This window comes from Brevibacillus sp. FIR094 (assembly GCF_050477165.1).
In the GTDB taxonomy this organism is placed as follows: domain Bacteria; phylum Bacillota; class Bacilli; order Brevibacillales; family Brevibacillaceae; genus Brevibacillus.
In genome coordinates this window covers 25,192-49,637 of sequence record NZ_JBEAES010000013.1, presented here as the reverse complement: position 1 = coordinate 49,637, position 24,446 = coordinate 25,192, and the positions used below count along the sequence as shown (strand labels likewise).

Annotated in this window: 24 protein-coding genes; 2 read left to right on the top strand and 22 right to left on the bottom strand. The window is 48.1% G+C overall.

The annotated features are described in order from the left end of the window. Positions 1-12: 12 nt before the first annotated feature. Positions 13-1,332 carry an ABC transporter substrate-binding protein gene (locus tag ACQ5DJ_RS13585; protein ID WP_429842937.1) on the bottom strand — a complete coding sequence of 440 codons (1,320 nt, stop codon included), beginning with the start codon at positions 1,330-1,332 and terminating at the stop codon, positions 13-15. Positions 1,333-1,540: 208 nt separating this feature from the next. Between ACQ5DJ_RS13585 and ACQ5DJ_RS13580 the strand changes: the two genes are divergently transcribed. Next, positions 1,541-1,966 (top strand): MarR family winged helix-turn-helix transcriptional regulator, encoded by a 426-nt coding sequence (locus ACQ5DJ_RS13580; protein WP_429842936.1) that lies wholly within the window; start codon positions 1,541-1,543, stop codon positions 1,964-1,966. Between the two features lie 86 nt (positions 1,967-2,052). After that, on the top strand, positions 2,053-2,388 hold the full coding sequence (locus tag ACQ5DJ_RS13575; RefSeq protein ID WP_429842935.1) for a DoxX family protein: 336 nt from the start codon (positions 2,053-2,055) through the stop codon (positions 2,386-2,388). Positions 2,389-2,486: 98 nt separating this feature from the next. On the opposite strand, the gene ACQ5DJ_RS13570 is transcribed toward ACQ5DJ_RS13575, so the two are convergent. The 21 genes from ACQ5DJ_RS13570 to ACQ5DJ_RS13470 form a co-directional block, all read right to left on the bottom strand. Further along, positions 2,487-3,803, bottom strand: coding sequence for a serine hydrolase domain-containing protein (locus tag ACQ5DJ_RS13570; RefSeq protein WP_429842934.1), 1,317 nt, complete (start codon positions 3,801-3,803; stop codon positions 2,487-2,489). Positions 3,804-3,891: 88 nt separating this feature from the next. Continuing rightward, positions 3,892-5,802: a sigma-54-dependent Fis family transcriptional regulator gene (locus ACQ5DJ_RS13565; RefSeq protein ID WP_429842933.1), complete on the bottom strand. Its 1,911-nt coding sequence runs from the start codon at positions 5,800-5,802 to the stop codon at positions 3,892-3,894. Between the two features lie 666 nt (positions 5,803-6,468). Beyond that, complete coding sequence (locus tag ACQ5DJ_RS13560; protein WP_429842932.1) at positions 6,469-7,929, bottom strand: aldehyde dehydrogenase family protein; 1,461 nt, start codon at positions 7,927-7,929, stop codon at positions 6,469-6,471. An 18-nt stretch (positions 7,930-7,947) separates the two neighbouring features. Next, a complete protein-coding gene (locus tag ACQ5DJ_RS13555) occupies positions 7,948-9,045 on the bottom strand; it encodes an NAD(P)-dependent alcohol dehydrogenase (RefSeq protein WP_429842931.1) in 1,098 nt (365 codons plus the stop codon). Positions 9,046-9,402: 357 nt separating this feature from the next. Next, on the bottom strand, positions 9,403-10,500 hold the full coding sequence (locus tag ACQ5DJ_RS13550; protein ID WP_429842930.1) for an MBL fold metallo-hydrolase: 1,098 nt from the start codon (positions 10,498-10,500) through the stop codon (positions 9,403-9,405). A 95-nt stretch (positions 10,501-10,595) separates the two neighbouring features. Beyond that, the gene (locus tag ACQ5DJ_RS13545) at positions 10,596-11,045 is read right to left on the bottom strand and encodes an acyl-CoA thioesterase (protein WP_429842929.1); all 450 of its coding nucleotides are present in this window, start codon (positions 11,043-11,045) and stop codon (positions 10,596-10,598) included. A gap of 19 nt (positions 11,046-11,064) precedes the next feature. Then, a complete protein-coding gene (locus tag ACQ5DJ_RS13540; RefSeq protein ID WP_429842928.1) occupies positions 11,065-12,627 on the bottom strand; it encodes a benzoate-CoA ligase family protein in 1,563 nt (520 codons plus the stop codon). 62 nt (positions 12,628-12,689) lie between these two features. Continuing rightward, positions 12,690-13,490 (bottom strand): enoyl-CoA hydratase/isomerase family protein, encoded by an 801-nt coding sequence (locus ACQ5DJ_RS13535; RefSeq protein WP_429842927.1) that lies wholly within the window; start codon positions 13,488-13,490, stop codon positions 12,690-12,692. Positions 13,491-13,506: 16 nt separating this feature from the next. Beyond that, positions 13,507-14,289 carry an enoyl-CoA hydratase-related protein gene (locus ACQ5DJ_RS13530; RefSeq protein WP_429842926.1) on the bottom strand — a complete coding sequence of 261 codons (783 nt, stop codon included), beginning with the start codon at positions 14,287-14,289 and terminating at the stop codon, positions 13,507-13,509. Between the two features lie 215 nt (positions 14,290-14,504). Continuing rightward, positions 14,505-15,485: an MBL fold metallo-hydrolase gene (locus tag ACQ5DJ_RS13525; protein ID WP_429842925.1), complete on the bottom strand. Its 981-nt coding sequence runs from the start codon at positions 15,483-15,485 to the stop codon at positions 14,505-14,507. Positions 15,486-15,500: 15 nt separating this feature from the next. After that, positions 15,501-16,376: a PaaX family transcriptional regulator gene (locus ACQ5DJ_RS13520; RefSeq protein WP_429842924.1), complete on the bottom strand. Its 876-nt coding sequence runs from the start codon at positions 16,374-16,376 to the stop codon at positions 15,501-15,503. 254 nt (positions 16,377-16,630) lie between these two features. After that, the gene (locus ACQ5DJ_RS13515) at positions 16,631-17,425 is read right to left on the bottom strand and encodes an enoyl-CoA hydratase/isomerase family protein (protein WP_429842923.1); all 795 of its coding nucleotides are present in this window, start codon (positions 17,423-17,425) and stop codon (positions 16,631-16,633) included. A 125-nt stretch (positions 17,426-17,550) separates the two neighbouring features. After that, positions 17,551-19,029: an aldehyde dehydrogenase family protein gene (locus tag ACQ5DJ_RS13510; RefSeq protein WP_429842922.1), complete on the bottom strand. Its 1,479-nt coding sequence runs from the start codon at positions 19,027-19,029 to the stop codon at positions 17,551-17,553. A 12-nt stretch (positions 19,030-19,041) separates the two neighbouring features. Next, positions 19,042-20,241, bottom strand: a complete 1,200-nt coding sequence (locus ACQ5DJ_RS13505; RefSeq protein ID WP_429842921.1) for a thiolase family protein — start codon at positions 20,239-20,241, stop codon at positions 19,042-19,044. Then, complete coding sequence (locus tag ACQ5DJ_RS13500; protein ID WP_429842920.1) at positions 20,238-20,987, bottom strand: 3-hydroxyacyl-CoA dehydrogenase family protein; 750 nt, start codon at positions 20,985-20,987, stop codon at positions 20,238-20,240. Before ACQ5DJ_RS13500 ends, ACQ5DJ_RS13505 begins: the two co-directional genes overlap by 4 nt. Further along, on the bottom strand, positions 20,977-21,834 hold the full coding sequence (locus tag ACQ5DJ_RS13495; protein WP_429842919.1) for a 3-hydroxyacyl-CoA dehydrogenase NAD-binding domain-containing protein: 858 nt from the start codon (positions 21,832-21,834) through the stop codon (positions 20,977-20,979). Before ACQ5DJ_RS13495 ends, ACQ5DJ_RS13500 begins: the two co-directional genes overlap by 11 nt. Before the next feature lie 7 nt (positions 21,835-21,841). Further along, a complete protein-coding gene (locus ACQ5DJ_RS13490) occupies positions 21,842-22,018 on the bottom strand; it encodes a hypothetical protein (RefSeq protein WP_429842918.1) in 177 nt (58 codons plus the stop codon). Then, positions 22,008-22,655 carry a Phenylacetic acid catabolic protein gene (locus ACQ5DJ_RS13485; RefSeq protein WP_429842917.1) on the bottom strand — a complete coding sequence of 216 codons (648 nt, stop codon included), beginning with the start codon at positions 22,653-22,655 and terminating at the stop codon, positions 22,008-22,010. Before ACQ5DJ_RS13485 ends, ACQ5DJ_RS13490 begins: the two co-directional genes overlap by 11 nt. Continuing rightward, complete coding sequence (locus ACQ5DJ_RS13480) at positions 22,652-22,891, bottom strand: hypothetical protein (protein WP_429842916.1); 240 nt, start codon at positions 22,889-22,891, stop codon at positions 22,652-22,654. The genes ACQ5DJ_RS13485 and ACQ5DJ_RS13480 overlap by 4 nt, the downstream gene beginning before the upstream one ends. Further along, entirely contained in the window at positions 22,888-23,205 is a 318-nt protein-coding gene (locus tag ACQ5DJ_RS13475; protein WP_429842915.1) for a metal-sulfur cluster assembly factor, read from the bottom strand. Before ACQ5DJ_RS13475 ends, ACQ5DJ_RS13480 begins: the two co-directional genes overlap by 4 nt. After that, a complete protein-coding gene (locus tag ACQ5DJ_RS13470; RefSeq protein ID WP_429842914.1) occupies positions 23,206-24,138 on the bottom strand; it encodes a Phenylacetic acid catabolic protein in 933 nt (310 codons plus the stop codon). Positions 24,139-24,446: the final 308 nt, after the last annotated feature.

The following is a 24,446-nucleotide window of genomic DNA, read 5'->3' as shown; positions in this document are numbered from 1 at the left end:
CATCCCCCACGTCTACTTTCGCTCGGCTTTTTCTTTCGTCCAATATTGATTCCATTTTTTCAACAGGTCCTCTGCGGTCAGCTGATCAAGCAAAAAGCTCTGAATATCTTTATCCGCCGTGCTTTGCCAAGCTCCCCAGCCTTTGTAGTCGACAGGACGTGAAACATCGAGGAACTTCGTCGGCTGCTGGCTCATCTCAATAAACGGCTGGAAGTAACCTGTCTTGTAAAATTCATCTTCTGCCGCGCTTTTCACGACAGGAATCGTGGACGTCTTTTTCGCAAAATGAGTGCTCTGTTTCGGATCAGAGAGGAATTCAATCAGCTTCCACGCCTCTTCCTTATGCTTCGAGTACGACGTCATTCCCCAACCCGGCCCGCCGACTACTTGTTGAGCGACACCTGAAGGACCAATCGGAATCGGAGCGGTCGCCCACGTCCCTTCCTGCATCTTCTCCTTGGCTCCATCGATGACGTCAGGGTCTTGAATTAGCATGGCAGTCGAACCCGCTACAAAGCCCTGTACCATCTCCTGAAAGCCCCAGCTCACCGAATCTTTTGGAGAGCCTTCCTTGTAAAGCTGTTTGTAATACTGCATCGCTTCAAGTGATTGCGGCGTGGAGAAGAGCGTGCGTCCATCCTTCATAAAAAAGGCAGAGTCAGGGTCGACCTCGGTCCCGTTGTAGGCCCACATGGTGATTAGCGCGTAATCCCACCCGGTCGCACCTCCCCGGAAACTGTACCCGTATCGGTTCTTGGCTGGGTCCGTCAGCTTTTTGGCTGCGACCAAGAGCTCATCCCACGTCTTCGGCACCTCGATCCCTGCTTCCTTAAACCAATCCGTCCGATAATATAAGACGCGCTGGTACAATCCATTCGGAATGTAATAAGGAGTTTTGTCCACCCAAGTGGCTCGACGTTTGGCGACGTCGGTCAGCTGATTGTAATTTTGCCATTTGTCTGTGTAGGGCTTCAAATTTTCAATAAAGCCGTTCATCGAAAACTGCTTGGCATTGAATTCACGAACCTCCAGTACGTCCAGCTCTTCTTTTGCCATCAGCATCTGTGTGATCTTCTGATCTGCTCCTTCAAAGGGAGGTGAAATCAGATCGACTTTGATCCCCGGATTCTTCGCTTCAAACTGGGCTAGCATTTCTTTTAACAGCGCAGTTCGTTGTGGGCTAGTAATGCTCTCGACCATTTTTAGCGTGACGCCATTCGCACCTGACGGCGATGCTGAGTCAGAAGTGGCCGCCGGCTGACTACAGCCTACAAGCAAAGCTGTCGCCATCGTTAATTGGAGCGCCACAGAAATCCAGGAACGAAATCCCATACACGAACCCCCTCATGATCTTTTTGTGAGACAGTTCGTATTATATTAAATATTCTGAATTATAAGTTTTGATATCTTTACCATTTTTTTCGTTTTCTTTACTCTTTTTTCAGTGAGGCTTTCTCGACACTATTTATTTGACGAACTGGAATAAATAAGTTAGCATTTTATATGCTGTAGCATGTATGCGAAGGGGCTTGGGTTTCCTATGGAATTATTCAATCTGACCGGATTTCTTCTTCACCGCACAGATATGAAAATGACGAACTATTTTAAGAAGAGGTTAAAACAATTGGAGATCACGCCAGAGCAATGGGGAATTCTTAGTGTAATGGATGGAGAAAGAGCGATAACACAAAAGGAACTTTCAGATGCTATTGACCGAGATCAAACCACCGTCGTCAGAATGATTTACTCACTTGAAAAAAAGGGAATCGTCATTCGCACCTTAAATGACGCGGATAGACGCTCTCATAACTTGTTGCTGAGTGACAAAGGGATGGAGCTAAAATCAAAGCTAATACCCGTCGTTACCGAAGCGCATACTCATGTCACGCAAAACCTTACCGATGTAGAGATTGCGGAATTGCATGCATTGCTCGACAAACTCTATCAAGTAGTAAAAGATGAATAAATAGAGAGGCAGATGCTTTCTCCATCAAATACATGCTATAGCATACATCTAGTTTGATACTGAATAACGAAAGTGAGGAAGCCGTCATGACCCTAATCATTTTGCAAGTCATCGTTGCGATTTTCTTTATGTTTACAGGCACAAAAATTATTTCCGGTAAAATGGCGAATGAATTCGATCGATTTGGACTCCCTCCCCTCTTTAACTTCTTAACTGGCTTTATTGAAATCATCAGTTCTATTGGCTTGATTATTGGAATATGGTTTTCGATCGCTGCATTACTATCAGGATTGCTTTTAGGCGTGACTATGTTGGTAGCTGCCTTCATCCTACTTGTGATCGCTAAAGATCCTTTTCCGAAAGCAGTACCAGCGCTCGTTCTCGGCTGTCTCTCTCTTTTAATCTCGATGTATCATTTTTAGCCTAGGGAGGGGAATACCCACCGAACTATGGATACAGTCATACCAGTGGCGATTCCAAGACTTTATTATCATGTCTTAGGTCGCCGCTGGTATGTCACCTACTCGCTCCTACAAAGCATCCTCAGCCCCATGAGGACCGCCCACGCTTGCTGCTGTTTTTTGAAAAAGAAGCGAAGCGGTTGACCGTTTTGTACATCGATCAGCGTATCGTGGCTGCTGGCCCGTAACTCGTACTCCATACCAGCTACCTCAGCAACAGGAGCATCATCTCGGAGGAAGAGTCGCAATCTTCCGCCTTCCCCTGACGTGTATGTCCCGACGAGCTTCTCTAGCTCTTCTCTCGTTGGGCTATAGAGCGGGGCTTCGTCTTCTTTGTGTGCAAGCGGTAAACCAAGGACAGCATTCACAGCAGCCAGCCAGACATTGCGGATCGGAACGTTTTCCAGGTTGGATAGAACGGTAACGACTATCCCTTTTTCCGGTACAAACCCGAAGTTCGACGACACCCCGGGCTGGCCGCCCCCATGCTCAACTAGCGTTATTCCTGCATAATGGGGAGTTGTTTTGAGCGCATAGCCATACCACGCGTCCTTTGTCAGTCGATGAACTGGCTGCCACATGGCTCTAAGCGAGGCTCCATCTGCTACCTGCTTCTCTTTATAGCGCCCGGCATTGATATAGAGCTGTCCGTATTTCAGCAAATCAACGACGCAGGATCGGATACCTCCCCCCACTTCATAGTTGCCGAGCGTGGGCCACGGCACTTTTTTTAGTTGTTGCTCCTCCCCTTTGACATAAGGGACGGAGACATCGGCAAAGCGAGCGACTTCTTCCAGATTAAAGGTCGACCGACTCATTTCGAGCGGCGCTAGCAGGCGTTCTGTTACATAGGTACGATAGCGCTTCCCAGTGACAAGCTCGATCATGGCTCCCAGTAGGAGAAACATGTCGTTACTGTAACTGATATACTCACCCGGCTCACCAAGGGGAGCAAATTGGCCTTCGTTCAAATAGGCAATATGTTCAGGGAGTCTTGTCAGTTCTTCACGGCGCAGCAGCGGTGGAACACCTGATGTGTGAGAGAGCAAATGGTGAATCGTGATGTTGTCAGTATGTATGTCCGCCTTCAGTCGTAAATCAGGCAAATAGCTGCAAATCGAGTCGCCAACAGTCAGCTTGTCTTCTGCCACGAGCTGCATGATGGCGGCAGCGGTAAACGATTTGGTAACCGAAGCAATGCCGAAAATGGTATCAGGTGTTACTGGCTGACTCGTCCCCAGATCGGTGACACCAAAGCCTTTTTGATAGATGGTCTCACCATTCCGGGAGATGCCAATGGAGAGCCCCGGCACCTTTTCCTTTTCCATGAACTGCTGCACAAATGCTTCAAAAGCTGAAACGCTTGCGTGGTCCATTCCATTCCCCTGCCTTTGGCTATAAGATTCTAGTTAGTAAAAAGAGTGTTCCAAAAGCCATTCAACATGCCTTAGGAACACTCCTTTTCTACGTGATCTCATATTTTTTCATTTTATTGTACAGCGTGCCCCGGGATATCCCCAGCTGCTTGGCTGCCTTTGTGTAGTTGTAGCGGCTATCGTTCAATGCTTCCACGATTTGCGTACGTTCATCATCTAGCGGCGTCGACTGCAAAAGTCGTCTGCTGTCTTCGATTGTCCCTGTTGACTCCTGGATCATATCCGGTATCTGCCATGGGAAGATTCGGTCATCCTCCGCAAAGACGACGGCATGCTCGATCGCATTTTTCAGCTCTCGGACATTTCCCGGCCAATCGTATAGTCGCAGTGCGTCCATCGTGTCGGGCATCAAGCGGTATGCAAAAGATCCGTGTCTGTGTGCGCTCAAAAAGTGTTCGGCCATTGGGACGATATCTTCTTTTCGCTCGCGCAGTGGAGGGACTTTTAGTTCTATCGAATTCAGCCGGTAGTAAAGATCCAAACGGAATTGTCCGGCGTCAGCCATTTTTTTCAGATCCTTATTGCTGGCAGCGACGATCCGAATGTCTAAAGGGCGAGCCTTGTATTCTCCAATGCGGGTCACTTGCTTCTCCTGCAATACGCGCAGCAACATCGCCTGAATGGGCAATGGGAGCTCCGCGATTTCATCCAGAAACAAGGTGCCTCCGTCCGCCACTTCAAACAGCCCCACTTTCCCTTCCTTCAAGCCGCCCGTAAACGTCCCCGGTGCATAGCCAAACAACTCGCTCGCAACCAGATCATGGGCAAAGGCTGCACAGTTCACCGCGACAAAAGGCTTATGTCTTCGCAAGCTATGATCGTGAATGTACTGGGATAGCACTTCTTTCCCTGTTCCGCTTTCCCCGATTAAGAGCACAGACATATCACGTCCAGCGACCTTGTCCAATTTTTGCAGCAAGCCAAGCCACTGTGGTGACTCTCCCACCATTTCTTTCGCAGTTCCCTTGCTCGGTAGCGCAGAACGTGAAGGTTGACGGCGCATTTGAACAAGCGCGCCGATCAGCCGATTTTTGTAATATACGAGCTGAACTCTGCCTGTAGCAGGATCGGGTAAAAAAGGCAAAGGCCGCTCAGTCGAAACGATAGTGGATAAAAGGGATAGATCGAATTGCTCCTGACAGGATTGGAAGTAGTGGAGCCACTCGAATCGGTTGCACCATTCTTGTTGATCTGTCGTAGCCGGGTCATTGCTCCGCACGATCTGACCATCCAAATCAATAGCCACTAGTAAATCATTGGAAATGGCTAGCTCTTTTTCGAGAAATGTGTTTTCCAGATAAAGCCGATGAATTTGAAGCTGATTGAAAATCTCCATCTCGATACTTTTCGCAACCGTTTGCGTTAAGACCAAGGCATGGGCAGGGAAATCCTCTGCAAAGCTCGTCAAATCCAATACGCCAATGACCTGTTTGGTAATCGGATGAAAAATTGGCACACCTGCACAAGAAATGTTTTGCCAGCTCTCACAAAAGTGCAGGGCATCGTGGATGACGACTGGCTGCCCCGCCACAAGGGTGGTGCCAAACGCAGTCGTTCCGCACAGCTCCTCGCTCCACACTCCGCCTGGAACTGCATTGACGCTGGTCAATAGCTCCATCAATTGGTGGTCGGCATTGACATGGAGTAATCTCGCTTTATGATCTGCTAGCATGATGGAATATTTTGTATGAATGAAAGATTGGATTTTTGGAACAATTGATTGATATGCATGGTATAACAAGCTGGATTCCTGTAGCATGTGGACATCCATTTGGTTGAGTACTTCAGGCGTTTTTCGCAAATTCGGATCAATTTTATAGGACAAGCTCCTGCTCCATGACTCTGAAATACTGACGGGAACATCAGCTTTTACCTGTCCAGCAGAGAGAAACGTATCTCTGGCGTTCATCCGATTTTTGTACATAGCCTGCCCCCCCATCTAGTTATCTCTCCTTATTTTATTATACCTCTATGTGGTATCGCATTAGTAGTCTTTTAGGCTATGGTTGGGCTGTAGTGAAGAAGAGAAAAAAGAAGAAAACGCTCAAGTTCTTGGGCTACCTGCTAGGGGGTGATCCCTGTCCAGCTCCATGGAAAAAACGAAACCCGCGTCCAAAGTCGCGCATCTAAGGAGCGTCTCAGAGGTGGACGCTAAAGGCAGGTTTCCTTTTTTCCATTGCGCTTCGGTTGGTATTCCAAAGACTTTCGCTTATTTCTTCTTTTTTCTCTTACCAGCTACGGTGGTTATACTCGCTTAAAAGATTATTGTTCAGGTTTAGTTTACGAAGATACTTCAATGAATAGCTTGCGAGATCTTTGACAGAAGCTGCGTAGAAGAAGCGCACTTCCAGTCCAAGCGCCTCTGGAGCCCAACCTAGCGTAGGAAAAAATGGCAGGGAATTTCAGCTTCACTTATGGATTACTTCCTCGAAACTTTCTACGTTTGAAGCGCTCCTGCCATTTTTTTCGGAGCGGACAGCCATACCCACAGCGGGGCGTAGGCCGAAGCCTAGACTGGAAATGCGCTTCTTCCCCCACTACAGCAACTCCAACAAAAAACAAATCCCTTCGGTCTTTTGTACGGAAGGGATTTGGCTTTTATCTATTAAAACGGAAACGGACGAGTTTCCTTCTGAACGGATACCCAGCGTGGAGACGTAAACTCATGCAGAGACCAGTCACTACCATGGCGTCCCAAGCCGGATGATTTCTCTCCGCCAAATGGTACGTTCGGCTCGGTGTTGATGCTTTGATCGTTGATATGCATCATACCTGTTTCGATTTGCAGAGCAACTTCTACGCCATGCTCCAAATCGCGTGTAAACAAAGATCCGCTCAAGCCAAAATCCGTTTCGTTTGCAATACGGATTGCTTCCTCTTCGCTATCCACCGGCAAAATATTGGCAACGGGACCGAATACTTCATTCTTAGCTGTCGCCATATCATTCGTAACATCTGCCAGTATCACTGGCTCCATCAATGTGCCTTTCACTTCACCGCGTTTGATGACACGCGCACCTTCCACGATTGCTTGATCGACCAAGCCTTGAATTTTATCCACTTGTCTCTCGTTAATAAGCGGACCGACAAAGGTATTCGGGTCTGCTGGATTACCTGCCTGGATAACGGAAGCTTTTTTCGCGAAAGCGTCAATAAATTGATCATAGATTTTGCGATGGACGATAATGCGGTTCAACGCCATGCAAACTTGTCCTTGGTGGAGGAACTTCCCGAAGACAGCCGCGCTTGCTGCTTGCTCGACATCTGCATCTTCCAGAACGATCATCACGTTGTTACCGCCTAATTCGAGGGAAGCTTTCTTCAAGTTTCTGCCGCAGATTTCGCCGATTCGACGACCAGCAGCGGAAGAGCCTGTGAAGGAAATGACTTTTGGAATCGGATTTTCGATCATCGCATCGCCGATTTCCGCAATATCTGCAACGACTACGTTAAACAAGCCTTTTGGCAGGCCAACTTCTTCGAGCAGCTTCGCGATGACCAATCCACCGGAGATGTACGTTTGCAGATCCGGCTTGACCACAACGCCGTTACCAGTAGCCAAAGCAGGGATGATGGCGCGGATAGACAAGTACAGCGGGAAGTTAAACGGGCTGATTACACCTACGACCCCAACCGGCAGATGGTAAACGCGATTTTCTTTGCCCGGAATGAACGAAGGCAGGATTTCACCTTTCATCCGTAATGGCAAGGACGCGTATTCCTTGATATCTCCGACCACAAAATCAACTTCCGCATTCGCTTTTGCAAATGTGCTACCTGTCTCGGATACTAAAATATTCACGAGCAGCTCACGATTTTTTTCTACTACATCTGCGATTTTGTGAATGATGCCAGAGCGAGCGTATGCATTCGTTTTTGCCCACTCTTTTTGTGCTGCTTTTGCAGATTCGTATGCCTGCTCTACGTCTTCAACCGTAGCTAACTTGATGTTTACCAGCTCGGATTGATCGTATGGGTTGCGGTTAGTATAGCTATTCTGGCTCTTTCCTTCTCGCCATTCGCCATCCACGTATTGTTTTGTGTACTCGCTGAAAATGTTGCTCATATGAAGTGTCCTCCTAGCTTAGTCCATCTTGATGATTGCTTTGATTGTTTTACCGCTATGAGAATCGGCCACCGCTTGGTTGATTTCATCGAAACGATAGAATTTCACCAGCTTGTCCATCGGGAATTTCCCTTGTTTGTACAAATTGATCAACTGTGGAATGAAAATGCGCGGTACGCAAGCCCCTTCTACTACGCCAGTAATGGTTTTGTTGAACAAGAGCAAGTTGTTCGTATCGATTTTCTCATCGGTTCCGAGTGGCGGTGCCCCGATTTGCGCTACGACTCCGCAAAATGTGAGTGCATCGACAGCTTGACGCAATACGCCTGGTCGACCAGCAGTTTCTGCTGCATAGTTTACGCCGCCATTGGTAATCTTCTTGATCTCTTCCACTGGATCAACGTTTCGCGCATTAATGACATGGGTTGCGCCCAGTTCTTTCGCCAGCTCAAGACGGTTATCATGCACGTCAACCGCGATGATCGTACCGCAGCCGATTGCATTCGCAGCCATGATCGCGCTAAGCCCAACCGCTCCTGCACCAAATACGGCAATGCTTGATCCTGCCTCTGGCTTCAGCTTGTTTATGACCGTACCACTACCTGTTTGAATACCGCAGCCAAGCGGTCCCAAAAGAGCCAAATCTACATCTTTGTCTACTTTCACCAGATTGCGTTCGTTTACAATCGTGTACGTTCCGAAAGAGGACTGACCGAAAAAGTTGGACAACCCTTTCTCTTCGCAGTGGTGTCTTTTTGTCCCATCTTCCATATTTCCAAGGAAGTTCAGCTCGAAAAATCTTTCACATACATACGGACGTCCGCTCAAGCAATAATGGCATTTTCCGCAATGGGCAAAACCGAGCACCACATGATCGCCAGGCTGTACATAAGTAACACCCTCGCCTACCTTTTCAACTACTCCGGCACCTTCATGGCCCAGAACGGCTGGAAGTGGAACTGGATATTCTTGATCGCGCGCAATCATATCTGTGTGGCAAATTCCAGAAGCTACGACGCGAATCAGAACTTCTCCGCTCTTTGGTTCATCGAGTTGAATCGTTTCAATACGAAATTCTTCACCTTTTGAGTGAGTAACAGCAGCTTTCATTTGCATAAAATATCCCTCCGGTGATTTGAAGAAAAATCCAATCGAGTGTTGTGCGTCGAGAGTAACGTTATCGTTTCTCTTCTCCGAGGATTATTCCAATAGCAATTTTCATGCCAATCATATTTTTCAACTGAAAATGAAGCATTTCCCCACTCTATCCTTACTTTTTCTACGCGCACATTTCTCGATCGCCTTTGAACGAATTGAACATATTGTCTAGCTCACATTGAACAAATTGTTCAAAACAGGACGAAAAACAAAGGCATCGCCTTCTTGTTTGCAAGAACGGGCAATGCCTTTGGATTTTCCCAGATGTATAGGTGTAAAGCCATAGTAGGAGTATTCTCTCCATTCGCTTTTTTACTATTCAACACAATAATATCGCCATATCCCGTTGCTTTTACTCTTTTGGACGCTGTTCTCCGCCTCTAAATAATCCAATAACCCGATGATCTCTGACATAACAGGAGAAAATGCTTGGCTGTACTTCGTTGGATAGTAGTTTTGTGCCAGCTCGTAAGCAGTCGCTATGCCACTGTGAATCAACGCTCTTATTCTTCCAGCTTTGACTTCTATACGAGCCAAGCGTTTTTCGATGAGCTCCTTGTGATTACCGATCCATTCACCATGTCCTGCAAACACAATTTCCGCATCGAGCTCCAAACACTTTTTCAACGATTGAACATACGCAACAACAGTACGTATCCGTCTCCCTTCACGATTCGGTTCCACAAAAGCATTGCTGGAAATATGGCGAATCAAATGATCGCCAGCAAATAACCAGCTTCTATCAGAATCCCAAAATGCAAGATGATCGGGGGCATGACCAAAAACCTCAACGACTTGAAAGCTTCCTATGCGGTCTGCTTCTGTGAGAGGAATAATCTCCGGTTCGATTTTGAAACGTTCATTGGCAATCACTGCTTCCTGCAGCTTTTGTACTTGTCTTACTCCCGTTTCCCCACAACCCATTTCTCGATAAAGCTGATCGAAAAATTGAATGCGCATGGTGAGAAAGTCACGATCTCTTTTCATGCGAGGAATCGCCTCGGGATGGGCATACACCGGAGTATCCTGATGCAACGCGATTTGATTGATCAATCCGATATGGTCGACATGGTTATGGGTGATCAAGATTCGCGAAAGATCATGCAGTGCGAAGCCGCGCTCCGCCAGCATTTGAATCAAGGCCTCCCAGCATTGTTCCGAGTCAATTCCAGCATCGATTAAGGACAGCTCGCCCTTCTCTTCCAGTAAAAACAGATTCACATCGCCGACATCATACGGGGTAGGAACCGTTATAGGATACACAACCGCTCCGTTTTTTTCGATTGTCTTCACGACACAATGAACCCCTTCCCTAATGGTATTGAGCTGTGCTGATGGCAACAAGATGATGACCGTCCCTCCTTTGATGAAAAGGCCAGCAGGGCGGATTCCTTTGCCTTCATCCGTATTCACCCCTGCCTTTTATTGACTATCGTCACATTTACATAATGATTGCTACGAAAGAAAAGGAAGGTAGCTAATCTCTACTCTTCCTTTTTCACTCAACCTTAGGCACTCAACCAAGGGTTGATTTGATTATTCTCGGCAGGACGGTCTTCTCGCAGGATGTCCTTCACTTCATCTGGGATTGGAACCGCCTTGATTTTCCCTTCGGTTTCCTTCACCCAACCACGCAGCTCATAGCCAGTCCCCGTTCTCGTATCCCCGCGATACACGTCGTGATGCAGCTTGATCGTCTTATTGTTGATTTCTCCTACGACGGTTTTGATCGTAATGATATCGTCGTAATACAGCGGTTGCTCAAATGTGCAGCGCACGTCAATTAAAGGCAGAATAATCTGTCTATTAACAACAAGCTCAACCGGTGACAACCCTGCACTTCGGAAAAATTGGTGTCCTGCAATATCAAACCATTTGAAGTAATTCGGGTAGTAGACGATGCCAGCCTTATCCGTATCGCCCCAGTTCACACGCAGTTGAAATTCATTTCGTCTCAATTATCGATCCCTCCCCCTCTTAACCCACTCGCAATTTAAATCGTTGAATCTTCCCTGTCGGGGTCTTTGGCAGTTCCTCGATAAATTCAACACTGCGCGGATATTTGTACGGGGCTAACTGCTTTTTGACGAAGTCCTTCAATTCTGCTTCCATTTCACCTGTTGGCATGAGCCCCTTTTTTAGCACCACATACGCCTTTGGTTGTACGAGATCGTGCTCATTCGACTCTCCGATGACCGCTACCTCCAACACTGCTTCATGCTCTAACAGGCAGTTTTCGATCTCTGTCGGTGAGACCCATATCCCCCCGACCTTTAGCATGTCGTCCGAGCGCCCGCAGTACCAATAGTACCCCTCATGATCCATGTAGTACTTATCTCCGGTCGCCAGCCATTCGCCGCGGAATTTTTGTTTGCATTCTTCGTGCAGATTCCAGTAGCCTTGAGCAATGCTGTCACCCTTGATCATCAAATCCCCGATTTCATTGGCAGGAAGCGGTTGGCCAAGCTCATCGACGATTTTGGTCTCGTAACCGGGCACTATTTTTCCCGAGCTGCCTTCTCGTACATCGCCAATTCTGTTGGATAAGAAAATGTGCAAGGCTTCTGTTGATCCGATGCCATCGAGGATGTCGAGCTGATACATGTCCTTCCATTTTAAAATATACGGACTCGGCAAGGCTTCTCCTGCTGAGACACAAATCCGGATAGACGACAGATCGAAGGTACGCCCCGTTTGCTGGACATAATCAATCATGGCCCCATATAAAGTCGGCACACCAAAAAATACGGTTGGTCTGTAAGTTTCGATCATCTCAAACACATTTTCTGGCCGAGCACGTTCTGGCATCAGAATCGTCGAGGCTCCCAAACCTAACGGAAAATACATCGCATTCCCCAGTCCGTAGGCAAAGAAAAGCTTAGAGGCAGAGAATGTAAGATCATGCTCATTCATCTTCAATACGTTTTTCGCGTAATGCGTTAAGGCAAATTCCATGTCATGCTGTAAATGAATGACGCCCTTGGGATTTCCCGTACTCCCTGAACTGAACAACCAAAATGCTGAATCATCGTACGTGGTATGAACAGGCTCTAATTCACGGCTGGCCGCTTCCAACAACTGATTGTAAGAAATGACGTTCTCACTCGGCCGCTCGTCTTCGGATATGACAATGACATGCTTCACGTACAGAAAACGGTGGCGTAAATGCTTGATTTTGTCCCACAGCTCCTGATGAGCAATCAAGACTTTTGCCCGACTATTATTCAGATAATATTCGTAATCACTAGGCTGCATCATCGTATTCACCGGAATCGGAACAGCACCGATTTTTACCGAACCAAAAAATGAAACGATAAACGCTGGCGAATCCAAGCACATGATCAAAATTCTGCTTTCGATGCCAACCCCTATATGCTTCAAGGCATTCCCAAATTGATTGACGCGATCCTGAAGCTCTCTGTAAGTAACTTGTTCCCCCTGATAGTAAATCGCGACTTTTTGAGCCAGACCCTCGTTTATTCTTTCATCAATAAACGCTCGGGCAGCATTGTACGGAACGCCCATGCCCCTTACATCCATCCATGATCATCCCTTTGCGCAAAGTAATGACAGTTACGGTGAAAAGGAAGCAAGCTTTTCTATTATAGACCCTTCCAGTTCGCTGGACGTTTTTCCAGGAAAGCCGTTAGCCCTTCTTTGGCATCCTCCGAACGGAACAACAGGTTTTGAAGCTCTCCTTCATAGCGGATCGCTACATTTAAGGGCATCTCTTTACCGTTCATGATCGATAGCTTTATATTGGATGCTGCATAGGTCGCGCTATCAGCAATCTTTCTGGCGTATTCCAACGTTTGCGCACGCGTCTCCTCTTGCGCGAATACTTTGTTCACCAAGCCGATCTCCAATGCTTCCTGCGGAGAAAGTGTGTCACCCGTGATGTTCATATCCAGTGCGCGGGAGTGTCCGACCAAGCGTGCCAAGCGCTGTGTGCCACCTGTTCCCGCTAATACCCCAAGCGTGATTTCAGGAAGACCGATCTTGCCTGCTTGATCCCCCATGAAGCGAAGGTCACAACCTAATGCCATCTCTAATCCGCCACCAACCGTGTGTCCTTCCAGACAGGCGATATAAATTTGGGGAGAGCGAGCCATTTTGTCCAAGGTTTCGTTGCAGAACAGGCAAAACTGTGTTTTGAAACGAGGTTCGGCCGCTTTCAGGAAATTAATATCTGCTCCTGCCGAGAAAAATTTAGGGACATCGCTCATGAGCACGACGACCTTGATCTCGGAGTCAAAACGAATATCATCAATTGCTGCGTTCAGCTCTTGGTAGAACTCCAGGTTATACGAGTTGGTTTTGTTCACATGCAAGTGAATTTCAGCGATGCCATTTTCTTTGACCAGCGTGAGGTTTTCTTTTTTCACAGTAGATACTGTCATCATTCATTCCTCCTTGTTTTTACTCCCCTTTGTATACGGGCGAGCGTTTTTCAATAAAAGCAGCCAGGCCTTCTAATCGATCTCGGGTCGGAATCGTCTGCTTATAATAGCTCCACTCTGCATTCAACCCATTTTCTAGCTGCGCAGCATTGTAGCTATGTATGGCTGCTTTCGCTAACCGGACGGATATCGGTGCATTTTTGGAAATCTCACGAGCCAATTCAAGCGCCTTCTGCTCCGATTCACCTACGCTGCATACTTGTTCGACCAACCCGATCTTTTCAGCCTCATGCGCACGCAGACTTCTTGCAGAAAAAATCAGCTCTTTCGCCTTGCCTGCACCTACGAGCTGCGAAAGACGCTGTGTCCCGCCTGCACCAGGAATAATTCCCCACGACACCTCCGTTAACCCCATGAATGCATCCTCTTCCATGACTCGTATGTCACAAGAAAGTGCCAGCTCACAGCCTCCACCGAGTGCCAACCCTTTGATGGCAGCGATGGTAGGCATGGGAAGCTCGGCAATTTTCGTAAAGGTATCCCGAAGCAGTGCTACGTATGAGACGATCTGTTCTTCATCCATCATTCGTCGTTCTTTTAAATCTGCCCCCGCGCAAAACGCCTTGCTCTCTCCTCCCGTAAATACAACGGCACGCAGCGTATCATTTCGGGATAAGCGTTCGATGTGGTCGGCCAGTTCTTCCACCAAAAATCGGCTAAGTGCATTCGCTCGACTAGGATTGTTCAGGTTCACAACGGCACAATTATCTTTGTACGCTACGATTACCCCAGTCCGAGACATCTTGGCATTTCACCCCCTTACTCCATCGTGTAGATGGCTTTTTATATTATGTTTTTTTGAATATCGTTTATATTACATAATACTAAATAGTTTGAATTTTCTTGTCAAGTCGTAATTTCCATTTATTATCTGCTTGATTTTTGCACAAAAAAATAGCATTCATCACTCCCAACAGAGCATGAATACTACTTTTTCCATAAATATTTCGCCATTCCTTACTTATCGGAATAAACACTTGCATGGTAAACAATCTTTGGGTCATCTGTCTTCAAGAGTCGCCCAGCAGCTACAAGATACTCCAAATGCGCCAGCGTTTCGGCCATCGCAAACCGCCATTGGTGCGGCGTCAGCTCCTTATGGCTAAAAGTCGCATCGGCAATCTGATAGGCTGTACGTCCGTCCTTCGCCAGCTCATACATGCTCTCCAGTCGCTCTTCATGATGTATGACAATCTCCTGAATGCGTTGGGGAAGATTCGTTACGATGTCCCCATGACCCGGCAGGACACGCTCCACATCCAGACCCATCATCTTTTGCAGAGACCGCAAATAATCCTGAAGCGGATTGGAACGACATCCCGGCCACAGACTGATATTCGGCGTAATTTTCGCGAGGATGTGATCGGCGGCAATCAACAGACGATCTCTCGCATGGTAAAAACAGAGGTGTCCATCACTATGACCTGGTGTGTGGATCACCTGCCAGGTCTCGTCTCCTAAAACGACCTCTTGCTGCTCAAAAGGCTTGATCTCAGGCAATGGATGGACATGTTTATTCAAACGCTCCATTTGTTCCATGATTTGTTGCCCCAGCTCTTCTGGCACTCCATTTTGCAGGTATAATTCCCGGATACGTTTGGCCTGCACACTTTCTGCTCCCCACACCCGATTTACCATCTGCAAATCTTCTGTGCTCAAATAAACGGGCGCCCCCGTCCATTGCTGCATCCAGCCAGCCAACCCGAAATGATCCGGATGAAAATGCGTAAGATAGATGGCGCGAATGCGTTGAGGTTCCAACTGTAACTGTGCGAAGGCATCCTGCCACACCTCGCGAGCAGCTGCGTAGTTCAGCCCTGTATCGACGAGATCCCAGCCCTCTTTTCCTTGAATCAAATAACAGTAGACATACTTCATCGGAAAAGGGACAGGAATGGGGATTCGATAGACATGATCGTTGATTCGCTGAATACCCAAGACGTTTGACCCCCTTTAATTGAAATCCGCAAACGGGTTGATCGCTTTGTCTCGATTCGGATGGAAATCACGGTCTGGCGGCAGTTCGAACAAGGATTCAAAGTAGCGTACAGCGTGCACGGATATCAACTGGTGGATATTCCAAAACAGCTCTCTCGCTTTGATTCCGTTCCAATCAGACGGCAACAGCTCAAGCGGAAAACCCGGGTCTTTGAACAAGAACTTCCTGTATTCATGTACCAAGCTCGTTCTCTCCACAAAGCATTCCACATCGGTCAAAGAGCCGTTCCACGCCCGTTCCTTCAAATCCTCGTATTTGCGCTTATATTGCTCAATAAATTGATCGTATTCGCTGGCGATCTCTTGTAAATCCCAGCCCTTATCGACAATGTCCTGATTCGTATGCGACACAATAGAACCTGCAGAAAACAGCATCGTGTAGTCTTCTAGCTGGTACGTCTTGATCAATTCCATAATTTGTTCTTCTAATGGATTGGGACTTACCCACGTGCTATTGGACAAGAGACCGAAGCCAGTCCAGCCCAATTCTTTCCGAATCTGATTGCGCAATTCCCGCTTTTCTTCTGGAACGGAATAGGTCATGATTCGCCAGTTTCCATCCCATTTATCGTTTCGGATCGAGTACACCCTGCGCACCCCGTCTCCGACTCTTCTCTTTCCTTTATCCGTTAGCGAATAGTAGCTCTTGTTGCCCACTTTTCTCGACTGTACCAAATCCTGCTGAACCATCCGCAGCGTAGCACCTCTGATTGAAGATTCGGAAATTCCGAATTCAGACATCAAGCGAATGAGGCTGCCCATCCAAACTTCCCCACCATAATATTGAATAAAATCCCCGTAGAGGGTGATCATCAGTGATCTAGGTTTCATGATTTCACCTTCGATAATCGAAATTTTTAGAGAAGAATCACTGATTATTACAATATGCGAATGCTGGATAAGTTTCAAGCGGCGGTCCTCCAACCGTTGTGGTCGGGGGGAAGTGCTGTTGGCTACTTCCTTCTTTCAAACCATTATAGAAGGTTAATCAGGATCGCTTTCTTTGCCCACTACAGCCACATTCTCTCTGCCAAAAAAGCAATACCGGCTATGCTCCATAACCGATATTGCTCGATGAAAACTTATTAACCTTGCCAGTTCGCAGGACGTTTTTCCAAGAAAGCAGTCAGGCCTTCTTTTGCATCTTCCGAACGGAACAATAGGTTTTGCAGCTCGCCTTCATAGCGGATCGCCACATTCAGCGGCATTTCTTTTCCGTTCATGATCGACAGCTTAATATTGGATGCTGCATAGGTTGCGCTAGCCGCAATCTTTTTCGCGTATTCCAGCGTTTTCGCGCGTGTCTCTTCTTGTGTGAATACTTTGTTCACTAAGCCGATCTCCAGCGCTTCCTGCGGAGACAGCGTATCTCCTGTGATGTTCATATCCAGTGCACGAGAGTGTCCGACCAAGCGAGCCAAACGCTGCGTACCGCCTGTACCTGCTAATACACCCAGTGTGATTTCGGGAAGACCGATCTTGCCCGCTTGATCTCCCATGAAACGCAGGTCGCAACCCAGCGCCATTTCCAATCCGCCTCCAACCGTATGTCCTTCCAGGCAAGCGATGTAAATTTGCGGGGACCGAGCCATTTTGTCCAATGTTTCGTTGCAGAACAGGCAGAATTGTGTTTTGAAACGAGGCTCAGCCGCTTTCAGGAAGTTGATATCTGCTCCAGCCGAGAAGAACTTTGGCACATCGCTCATCAGCACAACTACTTTTATCTCTGGATCAAAACGAATGTCATCAATCGCTGCATTCAGTTCTTGATAGAATTCGAGGTTGTAGGAGTTGGTTTTATTTACGTGCAAATGAATTTCGGCAATTCCATTTTCTTTTACCAATGTGAGATTTTCTTTCTTTATAGTAGATACTGTCATGTCGTTTTCCTCCCTAATTTATGTTATGTTTTTTTGGCTATCGCAAATAATTCACAATACACAAAAAGCACCAATTGTTTGCAATGTATTTTATAAAATATTTTGTCAATTTCACCTAAGGAGTGCTATAGACCGAACAGATTGAGGGGACGGCTTCCGACATAGGACACGACGCTTTTTGTCTCCGTGTAGAGACTCAATGTTTCCAGGGCCAATTCTCGGCCAAAACCGGATTGCTTGTAGCCGCCAAACGGCGTTCCTGGGAAAGCAGATATCGGGGAGTTCACCATGACAATCCCTGCGCGAATCGCCGCTGCCACGCGGTGGGCTCGACCATGGTCTTTCGTCCAAATGGCAGAACCAAGGCCAAAGATGGTGTCATTCGCTCGGCGAATCACTTCATTCTCATCACTGAACTTCATGACAACGACGACGGGACCAAAAATTTCTTCCTGCGCTACCCGCATGTCATTCGTCACGTTCCCAATGATCGTAGGCAGATACCAGTTGCCCTTTTCAAACTCCGGTCCATCTGGACGTTTTCCTCCATAGAGAACGACGGCACCTTCGGCAACAGCCAGTTTTACATAGCTGTCGATGACTTTTTCATGGCCCGGCGAAATGACCGCGCCCATATGGACTCCTTTTTCAAACGGATCGCCAGTACGGATTCGACTTGCTTTTTCCAGGAACTTTTCCATGAAGGCATCATAAATCTTTTCGTGGACAAACAATCGAGAACGCGCTTCACAAGACTGGCCTGTGTTGTAGAAGATACCGTACAAGGAACCGTCTACCGCGCCATCCAAATCACAATCATCAAATACGATGTTCGGTGACTTGCCACCCAACTCCAGCGTGATTCGCTTTAAGGTTCCGGAAGCACGAGCCATAATGTCTTTGCCCGTTTCTGTCTCACCTGTAAAGGCGATTTTGTCGATGCCCGGGTGTTCCGTCATGTAAGGACCGATTTCTGCTCCACTACCCGTAATGACATTGATGACGCCTGCTGGTACTCCCGCTTCATGGCAAATGTCCGCCAACATAAATGCAGTGATCGGAGTCGGACTGGCAGGCTTTAAAACGACGGTACAACCCGCAGCCAAAGCAGGCGCAATTTTCCATGCCGCCATCATCAACGGATAGTTCCACGGAATGATCTGACCGCAGACTCCAACTGGCTCCTTCGCCGTGTAGTTGAAGAAACCGTTTGGCACCGGCTTCGTTTCACCGCCAAGCGTCAGAGATGCAGCCGCATAAAATTCAAAGTCCTCAATCGCTTGCGTGATCTGTCCTTTGGCTGCATCCACGGTCTTCCCGCTATTCAAAACCTCTGTGTGGACCAATTCATCGAAGCGCTCTGTCATGATGCTCGCGATCTTGTTCAGCAAGCGGGCGCGTCTCGCCCCTGTCAGCTTGGGCCATTTCCCTCCTTCAAAAGCCGCACGAGCCGCTGCTACTGCTTTGTCCACATCTTCCTTGGTTGCCTTCGCTACGGTTGCGAGCACTTCACCCGTAGCCGGGTTATGCGTTTCAAAAAACTCGCCATTGCTACTGTCTACGTATTCTCCATTGATCAGCAATTGGTATTTGTTTTTCACCATACCACTACCTCCCTAGCATTTCTCAATGACTGTCGCTATGCCTTGCCCTACACCGACACACATCGTTGCCAGTCCATATCGACCATCTCTTTTTTGCATTTCATGTACTAAGGTCGTCATGATTCGGGCACCGCTACAGCCTAGCGGATGACCCAACGCAATCGCGCCGCCGTTTACATTGACCTTGTCCATATCAAACCTTAGCTCTCTCGCACACGCGATCGATTGCGAGGCAAAGGCTTCGTTCATTTCGATAACGTCCAGATCATATACGGACAATCCAGCCCGCCGCAGAGCCTTTTGAGTAGCGGGAACAGGACCCATCCCCATATAGGACGGATCAACTCCAACCACGGCAGAAGCGACGATTTTGGAGAGGGGTTTACGTCCCAATCTTACCGCCGTCTGCTTCTCCATGATCAAGAGGGCACTTGCGCCATCATTGATGCCAGAGGAATTTCCAGCGGTGACCGTCCCACCAGCTTTGAAGGCAGGCTTCAATTGCGCTAGCTTTTCCAAGGTTATATCCGCTCTCGGGAACTCATCCGTGTCAAAAAGAATGGGATCTCCTTTATGCACGGCAATCTTCAAAGGAACGATCTCCTCTTGAAAACACCCACTTGTGATCGCCTGCCCTGCCTTGCACTGACTCTCAAGAGCAAACTCATCCTGTGCCGTGCGGGATACATCATAGCGAGCAGCTACGTTTTCAGCTGTTTCACCCAAGCTGATGGGTGGGTACTGCGCAGCCAAAGCAGGGTTTACCAGACGCCAGCCAATGGTCGTGTCATGCAGCGTCTGATTATCCCGCATGCCACCAAGCTGAGGCTTCATCATCACGTAGGGAGCTCTCGTCATACTTTCCACTCCGCCTGCGATAAAGACGTCACCCAAATCGGCTTGGATCGCAGCCGCCGCTTGATTGACCGCCTCCAGTCCCGAAGCACATAAACGATTGACGGTAACACCCGCTACAGTCTCTGGCAGCCCAGCCAGCAACAAAGCCATTCGCGCTACATTTCGATTGTCTTCTCCACCTTGATTCGTGCACCCGACATACACGTCTTCGATGAATCGGGGATCGAAATGATTTCTCGCGATCAATTCACGGATGACATGCGCCGCCAAATCATCTGCACGCACATCTCGTAGTGCTCCATTGTATTTTCCTATCGGAGTTCGAACGGCATCGACAATGACAGCTTCCCTCACGCTACTGTCTCCTTCCCTCCTTGATGGGTATACCGATAAAATCCTCGGCCACACTTCTTGCCCAACCAGCCTGCGTAAATCATCTTCTTCAGCAAGGCAGCAGGGCGATATCGCTCTTCTCCAAGCTCCCGGTACAGACCAGCCAATACCGCATACACATCATCGATCCCTACTTCATCCGCCCAAGCCAATGGCCCCATCGGGTAATTGGTTCCTTTTTGCATAGCCGTATCGATATCCTCAACGGTAGCTACCCGCTCCATCCATGCAAACACCGCCTCATTGATGATCATGGATAAAATGCGCGGAAAAACGAGCCCAACTTGATCATCAATAACCTCTATTTCTCTGCCCATCGCATCGAATAACTGGCATGTTCGCTCCAGAAAGGCCGAATCCGTCTGCAACGCCGGAGCAATCTCTACCAGCTCCACTTCCTCCTGCTGGACAAAGGTCGCAAAACCTACCAAGTGCGCAGGATGCGACAACCACGAAGCAGTCTCTGTCGCAGTTAATCCTAAGCACGAGGAGAGGATAAGCGTATCACCTGAGACATGCTCTTCGATTTGCTGAAGGTTTTGCTTTTTCCGAGCGAGGTCGAGATTCGTCGTCTCGATCACGGCATCTATATCCACCCCTTCGTGTAGGGGCACAAGCTCTATGTCACTGACAACAGAAGCCAAATCACGAAGAGAAGCCGCTAATGCATTCGACCCTACAATCGCAATTTTCCAACTACTTTTCATAATCGTAGTACCCTCCCCCCGCCTTTCTTCCGAGCTTTCCTGCTTGCATCATTCGCTGCTGAAAAAAGTGCGGGCGAAAGCGGTCCTCCCCGAAAAATCCTTGATGAACAGATTCAGTCGTCGAAAAGTTGATATCGATGCCGATCAAATCTTGCAGCTCAAACGGCCCCATCTTGAACCGACCCGCTTTTTTCATAATGCGGTCTACCTGCTCTACCGAAGCTATTGAATCTCCTTTGATCCTCAACGCCTCGTTGTAAAACGGACGCGCTACGCGATTGACGATAAATCCGGGTGTATCTTCGCAGAGAACCGGGTGCTTTTTCAGATTTAATGCCAGCTGCACGAGGGTAGAGATCGTCTTTTCATCCGTCTGTACACCCCGGACGATCTCCACTAACGACATGATCGGAACCGGATTGAAGAAATGCATGCCTGCGACGCGATCCGCCCGTTTCGTAATACTCCCAATCTCCGTAATAGAAAAGGAAGACGTATTGGTTGCGAGAATCGCATCCTCCGCGCAATGCGCATCCAGCTCTTGAAAGATTTGTTTTTTGATCGCCAATCGCTCTGGTGCCGCTTCGATGACGACTTGGCAATCGTGCATATCAGCCAAGGTGGTCGTCTGCCGAAAACGCGCTTGTATCTCCTGACATTCTTCTCTTGTCAGCTTACCTTTTTCATAGAGCCTCTCAAGCCGTGAAAAAATACCGGATAGCGCCCTTGCTACCACCTCCTCACGGATATCGTATATAACGACTGTATACCCACTCTGTGCTGCAACCTGCGCAATGCCTGCCCCCATGGTGCCCGACCCGATTACACCGACTTTGGTCACGTCCACCAAATGCTCACCCTTCCTTTACGGCATCATCTGCGGGTTGCCAACGGATAAATTCGAACACACTCTTACAGGCGTTACAGTAATACTGGCGAACTAATTGGGCTGTACCGAAGGGAGACATGAGCGTCACATCTGTCGAGTCACAAAACGAGCAATGTGGTTGTACAGTTTTCTCAATTTCCATGAGCCACTGCCCCTTGAGGTGCTACTTTTCCAATCTGCTCTTTAAATGACTGGACGAGGCTGACATTTGGCAAGAGATATCCCTCTGCTCCTAGCTCAGTCGTGTTTTCGATCGTCAAGAGCCATGTCTCTGCTTCCGGAATGATTTGCTCCAGAGATTCCCTGAACCTGCGGGGGACAGCTCCCTTGTCATGCAATAGCTGATGCGCCCAGTTGCTCGCGTACATAATATGTTCCTTTTGTTCTTTGATCAGCTTGTGAATGCGTGCGACCACTTCTGCGTGGCGTGCTTCCAGTGCGGATTTCAGCACCACATCCAGCGCCACATTGACTGTATAAAGAGCTGCGATCAACGAAATCCAGTCTTTTGCCTTCACGACACCATCGAGCGCTTTGCCTGACTGCTTTTCGATTTCAGGCTTCTTCCCTTTCTTTTCCCGAAGATCAAACGTCCAGTTGTACAGCAATCTGGCGTGACCCAGCTCCCCTTGCGCCATAGCAACAGAAGAGAGAATCGCCTCCAGATTGGGGCCGCCGATTCCGACTTCCACCAGGCGATCGCCCATCACGTATTTGTTGTCAGCTACGCCTTCAATTAACTCAATAAATGCCTGCAATCCCGCCGTTTGCTTCGTCATAGCTTACCAGCGCCTTTCTTTGCGAATAGCCCTTCCGGCTTCCTGACCCACGTGATCTGATCCCGGCGAACGACGCACATCTCCACCCACTCTTCCTCATCGTAGGTAAATGTAGCGTATACGTGCGCGAGCTCATCCGTTTCCGCTTCGACTGTCCCAATTTGTACGAGTTGATCCCCGCGCTTGATTCGGGTGAACACCTCATACTCATAACGACATTGCGCGTCCACACTCATCTGGAGCTTACCCCCCAATATTTCATTTTCTCTCGGGCTTCCTGACTCAAACACTCCACCGTCCAAGGCGGGTCCCACACGACCTGAATGTTGGCTTCCCGAACATCCGGCTCTTGCAGCAAGCGCTTTTTGATATCACCCTCAATCCATTCCATGCAGGCACAGGAGGCAGCCGTATAGGTCATAGTCAAGTCGATGACTCCCTCGTTCTCTTTGATGTCATAGATGAGGCCCATATCGACTACACTGACGGGAAACTCCGGGTCCATGACTTCCTTCAAGGCGTCCCAGTAGCGTTGCTCCAGTTTGCTCATTTACACCACCTCTTTGCGAAGTTCTTCCAATTCGTGCTTTCCTTTCTGAATCCGAGCAACAAACTGCTCGTTATACGGCCCGCGTTTTTTAAACCGTGCGATGACGTTGTCCCAGGTATCCGGCTGGTCGTATAGCCATTTTTTGTTTTCCGAGTCAAATTTGCACGGGAACGGGACATCGATGACATATCTTTCGGTTTGTTCATCGTAGTGAGCGGGAATCATGACTCCGATTGACTCGCAGAACGGAACAGCCGTAGACAGCCATTTTTGACGCAGCTCGTCGTTCGTCTTCCCTTTCAGCTTGTAATCGAGCTGTGCAGAGCGGCTCTTTCGATTATCCTCTACACCGAAGAACTCCAGCGCCATCAGGAACATCCAATCTACCGCCCGCTGCACTTCCGCTCTCGTCTCGGGATGCTCCATCGCAGCCTTCATGATGATCTCCCCGTTGCGCAAATGGAACAGTTCTTCTTTATCCACTTTTACAAGGGCACGCTTCCAAGGTCCATACGACGTATGCTGATGGGCATCTCCCAGAAGCGTATAACCGGCACGGTCAAACAGAGCATTGAACACCCCGAGCTCCACCCAGTTCGCCAGATCGAAGTCAAAGGCATACGGATTTTTCCAACGATGGGCCGGACGCTCAAACACCAGTTCATCCGGGTTCTCGCCGAGATCCTTCAGCAGTCGGTACGCGATATGCGCGTGACCGATTTCATCCTGCATGATCGCCAATGCCGTAATTTTGTGATTGAGAGTCGGCGCTTGATCGTACACCGTTAAGAGTGGCGGAACACTCAACAGCTCCGTATCCCCGACGATCGTCAACGTTTGCTTTAACGCTTGAAAGTATTCGTCGTTCATATCTTCCAGGCGTTCCACCATAAAGCCAGCATGCAGCTTTTCTTTTAGTAACGCTTGAGTCATAGGTGATCACCTCATTTATATTATGTTTTTTTGAACTTCGTCTTTATAACATAATATTATTCAGTGGTTTGTTTTGTGTCAATAGCGAATAGTGTGACAATTTTAAAAATAAGACACACAAGTGAAAAAAACTGATCAAATCAGGTTTTACCCTGTTCGATCAGTCTTTTCATTTCTTGACACGAATTTAGTTTTTGCCTATAAAATCATATCGTTTTTTTGTAACTCGTCACATTTCCATATAAAACTTCGCACCTAGATTGCTTTCCCCCATTCTATCTCTTTCCATTCAAAAGAATAAGCCAACA

What these genes read in the sequence shown, in the direction of transcription:
- ACQ5DJ_RS13485 (WP_429842917.1), bottom strand. Translation starts at nt 22,655, where the DNA reads ATGACGAAGCAAACGGCGGGATTGCAGGCATTTATTGAGTTAATTGAA.
- ACQ5DJ_RS13500 (WP_429842920.1), bottom strand. Translation starts at nt 20,987, where the DNA reads ATGAAAAGTAGTTGGAAAATTGCGATTGTAGGGTCGAATGCATTAGCG.
- ACQ5DJ_RS13585 (WP_429842937.1), bottom strand. Translation starts at nt 1,332, where the DNA reads ATGGGATTTCGTTCCTGGATTTCTGTGGCGCTCCAATTAACGATGGCG.
- ACQ5DJ_RS13535 (WP_429842927.1), bottom strand. Translation starts at nt 13,490, where the DNA reads ATGATGACAGTATCTACTGTGAAAAAAGAAAACCTCACGCTGGTCAAA.
- ACQ5DJ_RS13560 (WP_429842932.1), bottom strand. Translation starts at nt 7,929, where the DNA reads ATGAGCAACATTTTCAGCGAGTACACAAAACAATACGTGGATGGCGAA.
- ACQ5DJ_RS13490 (WP_429842918.1), bottom strand. Translation starts at nt 22,018, where the DNA reads ATGGAAATTGAGAAAACTGTACAACCACATTGCTCGTTTTGTGACTCG.
- ACQ5DJ_RS13555 (WP_429842931.1), bottom strand. Translation starts at nt 9,045, where the DNA reads ATGCAAATGAAAGCTGCTGTTACTCACTCAAAAGGTGAAGAATTTCGT.
- ACQ5DJ_RS13515 (WP_429842923.1), bottom strand. Translation starts at nt 17,425, where the DNA reads ATGACAGTATCTACTATAAAGAAAGAAAATCTCACATTGGTAAAAGAA.
- ACQ5DJ_RS13575 (WP_429842935.1), top strand. Translation starts at nt 2,053, where the DNA reads ATGACCCTAATCATTTTGCAAGTCATCGTTGCGATTTTCTTTATGTTT.
- ACQ5DJ_RS13570 (WP_429842934.1), bottom strand. Translation starts at nt 3,803, where the DNA reads ATGGACCACGCAAGCGTTTCAGCTTTTGAAGCATTTGTGCAGCAGTTC.
- ACQ5DJ_RS13565 (WP_429842933.1), bottom strand. Translation starts at nt 5,802, where the DNA reads ATGGGGGGGCAGGCTATGTACAAAAATCGGATGAACGCCAGAGATACG.
- ACQ5DJ_RS13580 (WP_429842936.1), top strand. Translation starts at nt 1,541, where the DNA reads ATGGAATTATTCAATCTGACCGGATTTCTTCTTCACCGCACAGATATG.
- ACQ5DJ_RS13520 (WP_429842924.1), bottom strand. Translation starts at nt 16,376, where the DNA reads ATGAAACCTAGATCACTGATGATCACCCTCTACGGGGATTTTATTCAA.
- ACQ5DJ_RS13480 (WP_429842916.1), bottom strand. Translation starts at nt 22,891, where the DNA reads ATGAGTGTGGACGCGCAATGTCGTTATGAGTATGAGGTGTTCACCCGA.
- ACQ5DJ_RS13530 (WP_429842926.1), bottom strand. Translation starts at nt 14,289, where the DNA reads ATGTCTCGGACTGGGGTAATCGTAGCGTACAAAGATAATTGTGCCGTT.
- ACQ5DJ_RS13510 (WP_429842922.1), bottom strand. Translation starts at nt 19,029, where the DNA reads ATGGTGAAAAACAAATACCAATTGCTGATCAATGGAGAATACGTAGAC.
- ACQ5DJ_RS13475 (WP_429842915.1), bottom strand. Translation starts at nt 23,205, where the DNA reads ATGAGCAAACTGGAGCAACGCTACTGGGACGCCTTGAAGGAAGTCATG.
- ACQ5DJ_RS13540 (WP_429842928.1), bottom strand. Translation starts at nt 12,627, where the DNA reads ATGGATGTAAGGGGCATGGGCGTTCCGTACAATGCTGCCCGAGCGTTT.
- ACQ5DJ_RS13470 (WP_429842914.1), bottom strand. Translation starts at nt 24,138, where the DNA reads ATGACTCAAGCGTTACTAAAAGAAAAGCTGCATGCTGGCTTTATGGTG.